The organism is Pseudomonas sp. TREG-RG-20F-10-E-6-01, assembly GCF_022662455.1.
GTDB lineage: Bacteria > Pseudomonadota > Gammaproteobacteria > Pseudomonadales > Pseudomonadaceae > Aquipseudomonas.
The window spans coordinates 1-1,207 of record NZ_JAKNQP010000035.1 but is presented as its reverse complement, the minus strand read 5'-3'; the positions used below and the strand labels follow the sequence as shown (position 1 = coordinate 1,207).

Genomic DNA, 1,207 nt, shown 5'->3' with positions numbered 1-1,207 from the left:
CAACTCGGTTGTTGAGGGCGGCAACATCACTTACACCGCTACGCTGACTAACCCAGCGCAAACTCCGGTGACGGTGACGCTTTCTAATGGCCAGACCATCCTCATCGAAGCCGGTAAATCTGCGGGTTCGGTACTCTTTGAAACCCCGGCTAACGACGTTTACAACAACGGTTCGACCGTCAATACGACGATCACTAATGCCACTGGCGGTAACTTCGAGAACCTGGCGACTAACCCAGCACCAGCGACTACCACCATCACCGACTCGATCGACACCACCACCGTCACTCTGACGGCTGATCAATCGGTCGTTGAAGGCGGCAACATTACCTACACCGCTACGCTGACAAACCCGGCGCAAACTGCGGTGACTGTGACGCTTTCCAATGGTCAGACGATCAACATCGAAGCGGGCAAGTCCAGCGGAACTTTAGTTTTCGAAACTCCAGCTAACGACGTTTATAACAACGGTTCGACCGTCAATACGACGATCACCAACGCCACTGGTGGTAACTTCGAAAATCTGGCAACCAACCCTACGCCAGCGACCACCACGATTACCGATTCGATCGATACCACCACCGTCACGCTGACGGCAGATCCATCCGTCGTTGAAGGCGGCAACATTACTTACACCGCCACGCTGACCAACCCTGCGCAAACCGCTGTGACGGTCACGCTGAGCAACGGTCAGACGATCAATATCGAAGCGGGCAAGTCCAGCGGAACTGTAGTTTTCGAAACTCCGGCCAACGACGTTTACAACAATGGTTCGACCGTCAACACGACGATCACCAACGCCACTGGTGGTAACTTCGAAAACCTGGCAACCAACCCATCGCCAGCGACGACGACCATCACCGACTCGATCGATACCACCACCGTCACGCTGACGGCGGACCCATCGGTCGTTGAAGGCGGCAACATTACTTACACCGCCACGCTGACTAACCCGGCGCAAACTCCGGTGACTGTGACGCTTTCCAATGGTCAGACCATCGTCATCGAAGCCGGTAAATCTGCGGGTTCGGTAGTCTTTGAAACTCCGGCTAACGACGTCTACAACAATGGCTCGACCGTCAACACGACGATCACCAGCGCCACCGGCGGCAACTTCGAGAACCTGGCGACCAACCCAGCGCCAGCGACGACGACCATCACCGACTCGATCGATACCACCACCGTCACGCTGACGGCGGACCCATCA

1 protein-coding gene is annotated in these 1,207 nt (G+C 56.0%); it reads left to right on the top strand.

Features of this window, described 5'->3' with window-relative positions:
- On the top strand, window positions 1-1,207 hold a 1,207-nt coding region (locus tag L8K08_RS30145), incomplete at both ends, for an immunoglobulin-like domain-containing protein (protein WP_242201984.1).